The organism is Nostoc sp., assembly GCF_036917815.1.
Taxonomy (GTDB): Bacteria; Cyanobacteriota; Cyanobacteriia; order Cyanobacteriales; family Nostocaceae; genus Nostoc.
Genome location: NZ_JBALEK010000017.1, coordinates 1 through 2,740 on the forward strand (window position 1 = coordinate 1; position 2,740 = coordinate 2,740).

The 2,740-nt window shown below is 42.3% G+C and carries 3 protein-coding genes; all 3 read right to left on the reverse strand.

Annotated elements, in window-relative coordinates:
* Nucleotides 1–1,645, reverse strand: a 1,645-nt coding sequence (locus V7K97_RS05460) for a recombinase family protein (protein ID WP_334799723.1), incomplete at its 3' end; no start/stop codon positions are given.
* A 57-nt stretch (nucleotides 1,646–1,702) separates the two neighbouring features.
* A complete protein-coding gene (locus V7K97_RS05465; RefSeq protein WP_334799725.1) occupies nucleotides 1,703–2,314 on the reverse strand; it encodes a hypothetical protein in 612 nt (203 codons plus the stop codon).
* A gap of 33 nt (nucleotides 2,315–2,347) precedes the next feature.
* Nucleotides 2,348–2,575, reverse strand: coding sequence for a hypothetical protein (locus V7K97_RS05470; RefSeq protein WP_334799726.1), 228 nt, complete (start codon nucleotides 2,573–2,575; stop codon nucleotides 2,348–2,350).
* Between the last annotated feature and the right edge of the window lie 165 nt (nucleotides 2,576–2,740).

Genomic DNA, 2,740 nt, shown 5'->3' on the forward strand with positions numbered 1-2,740 from the left:
TACCCCTCCTACAATCTTGCAAACTTTCTGATTCAGACTTTGGGACATCAGAAACTTCCCCTACCCGAAAAACCACATTTACCTGTTCAGTATCCACCTCGACTCGCTTTACTAACAGGCGAATAATTTCTCGTTGGCTATTCCATTCTATTGAGTCAAGGTTGTTGATGACTTTAGAGGAAAACTCCTCCAACCGACCAATAATCAGTCTTAGTTCCCGATTTAGCGTAGCCTCATCGTTAAGATTTTTCACCTGGGCTTCGATAACTGCCACTCGTTCTTTTATTTTATGAATCCTTGGCTCAAATTCGTTTTTTTCAATTAGACCCTCAGCATAGCTATCAATCAACCGTGCAATACCCCGACGTAGTTTGGTAATTTGGGATTCTAAGGCTTTAATATTTTCTTGAGTAGCTGAAGTCGGTTCTTGCCCTCGGCGTTGGTATTCCATATAAAGACGTTGGGGATTTTTGAGCAAAGAACATACTTCTTGCCAAACAGCCGCCTCCAATGTATCAGTTCGTACTTGAGTATTGCTACATACCCGATTCCCACCAAAGCGATAAGCATCAGTACCAATACAGCGATAATAAGCATAGTCCCTCGGCTTGCTCTTGGCAGATTTATTACTGATAGCTTTACCGTAGTAAGTATAGCCACAGAGCTTGCAAGTAACTAAACCTTGCAACAAGTATCTTGCACCTCGTTGACCAATTCGAGAACGACGCTGATTTTCCTGCAATTGCTCTTGTACAGCAGCAAACAGATTTTCATCCACAATCTTTGGCACTGGTACGGAAATCCATTCTGAGACATCAACTGAGTTGCTTGAATAGTCACGTCTCGGTTGTGGAGAAGCTCCCCGAATGGGTTTTAATCTCTGCCGACGGGAGCAAACTTGGGTTTTACCAAAAGCAGCAAATCCAATATACGCTGGGTTTTTCAACATTCCCCATACTGTGGATCTATCCCACACTGCCTTTCCGGTTTGGGTCAGGTGTCCATCTGCATTCAGTCGGCGGCATACTTCCCCAATTGTGACCCTTTCTCTGCCTACCCAGTCAAATATTTGTCGAACTACTTGAGCTTGTTCGACAACGAATTCAAAGTGAGCCTGACCGCCACCCGAGGCTTTGTTGACATATTTATAACCATAGGGGGCACAAGACAAGACGTTGACTGAACCAGATTTGGCTGCATGTCGCTTACCTCGCCGACTGCGTTCCATGATTTTGGCTCGTTCGTACTCGGCTACCATTCCTTGTACCTGTAACAGCAAATCATCTTCTGGCGATTGTCCCAATTCTCGATTGAGGAAAATTACTTCCACGCCACAACGGTACATTTCGTCAATTAATAACACTTGGTAAGCATATTTGCGAGCTAATCGGTCGGGAGAGTGGACGTAAAGCCGATCTACTCCATTAGCAAAAGCCAAGTCTCTCAAACGTTCTAATGCCGGACGTACCAGCGTTGCTCCACTATAGCCTGCATCGATAAAGGTTAGTTCTTCACATAGTTTTAACCCATCTGCTGCTACCCTCAAGCGAAGGGCAGCTAATTGACTAGCGACTGTCTGAGTTTCTGTTTGCTGCTCTGTAGAAACCCGAGCGTAGATAGCAGCCTGTATTTGGTTAGTGGTCATAAATTAGACCTCAAATTAAGTAAATTTTTGTGTTCTACCCTAGCGACTGAACAAGAGTTAAAGATCATCTGCTTTTACCTGAGATGAGTAGAGTTTTGACAGTAATCGGGCAATTGATTCTCGGGCTGACTTTTTTGCTGTCAGGATAGTTTTTGCGTTTTTGAGTGCAAGGGCTAGATCAGGAAAAAAGTCGTCAGTAGCCTGACTAATCTCTAGCAAATTTGATTCTGTTACAATATCAGAATTATCGAGCTTTGATTCTGTATCATTTTCAAATTCAGCCGATAATTCTTGCTGTTTTTGTAGCTGGGATAAGGATTCTCCTGAACTAGTTGTTGATTCTGTGACAGTATCATCAATTAAAGATTTAGAATTTGTGTCAATATCAAATTGTAACCCTGACTGGTGGACAAATTTGCGATCGCCTAAACTACTAACTAATTTTGATTTTGTAACTAAATCCTTTTCTCGGTGAATAGATTCTGTGTCATTATCAATTTTCTCACCCTTATCGAGGCGACGAGCTATTTCTACAAGTTGAGAGGCAAATTCTTTCGGGATTCTGATTGTACAAGTATCTTTGTGGTTCCAGCCTGATTTTCTACCTGCATTCTCCCGATATCCGCCTCTAGGTGAACTAGAGTTGTCAGGTCGCTTCTTTTTTTTCATTAGTTTCAGCTCCTTCCTGATTCTGTCACAAAATCACCCCCTATCAAAATTTAAGGAGTTGAAATAATCGATTTCTTCTACCCTTTCTCTTATTAGCTCATTTTGTAATCCGGGATTTTGACTGGATTTTCGTGTTGAAAGGCGAAGTTCAGGAATTACTTGTTCATAGGCACAAGCCATGCACTCATCCGATATCCGGCTGGCTTCAAAACTAACTTGCACCTTGAGAATCCGACTTTTTTTCGGCTTTTGACTACTCATGGTTTCTTTCCTCCAATAGATAGCCCTGTAATGCCATCATCGGAGACTATATGAGTATTTATTGGTGCCCCTGCAAAACCTTTACCATAGCCTGGACGCAGTTGTTTTCGATGAATAGTGACCGAGAACTCTATGGAAGTTTTTGCAAGATTGTAGGAGGGGTAA

Excerpts from the sequence above, each read along its gene's own strand:
- V7K97_RS05465 (WP_334799725.1), bottom strand. The coding sequence starts at position 2,314 with ATGAAAAAAAAGAAGCGACCTGACAACTCTAGTTCACCTAGAGGCGGA.
- V7K97_RS05470 (WP_334799726.1), bottom strand. The coding sequence starts at position 2,575 with ATGAGTAGTCAAAAGCCGAAAAAAAGTCGGATTCTCAAGGTGCAAGTT.